Genomic DNA, 788 nt, shown 5'->3' on the forward strand with positions numbered 1-788 from the left:
GCGTTCCTGGTCCTGATCCTCATCCCGCTGTACGTGCTGGCCGTGACCAGCTTCAAACGCTCCGCCGACGTCACCGCCGACCAGGCCTGGACCCCCCCGACCGTGTTCTCCGTGCACGGCTGGGCCGCCGCCTGGGACTTCCTGTCCCCGGCGCTGTTCCGCTCCCTGATCCTCGCGTCCGTGGTCGCGGTCCTCTCGGCGGTCCTGGGCTCGATGAACGGGTTCGTCTTCGCCAAATGGCGCTTCCCCGGCGCCACCACCGTGTTCACCCTGTTCCTGTTCGGGATGTTCATCCCCTACCAGGCCATCATGATCCCGCTACAGGCCATGCTCCTTTCCGTGCAGGGCACCCCCGGCCTGTCCTGGTTCGACGGCATCTACAAGCTCATCGCCGTCCACGTCATCTTCGGCATCCCGATCTGCACCCTGATCTTCCGCAACTACTACGCCACCGCGCTACCCACCGAGATCCTGGAAGCCGCCAAGGTCGACGGCGCCGGCCTGCTACGCACCTACCGCTCCATCGTGCTACCCATCAGCCCCCCCGCGTTCGTGGTCACCATGATCTGGCAGTTCACCTCAGCCTGGAACGACTTCCTCTTCGCCCTGTTCCTGACCAACCGCAACAACGGCCCCGTCACCTTCGCCCTCAACGAGCTCGCCGGCGGACAGAACCCCGACTACCCCGCCATCATGGCCGGCGTCCTGCTCGCCTCCCTACCCACCCTGGCCGTCTACATCATCCTCGGCCGCTACTTCATCGGCGGCCTCATGTCCGGCTCCGTCAA

At 65.7% G+C, this 788-nt stretch carries 1 protein-coding gene; it reads left to right on the forward strand.

The window, feature by feature from the left end; translation table 11 throughout:
* Window positions 1–788 (forward strand): carbohydrate ABC transporter permease (locus ACYVLP_RS23480; protein WP_460629708.1); only part of this gene is annotated, 788 nt, incomplete at both ends.

Source organism: Intrasporangium mesophilum, assembly GCF_054783095.1.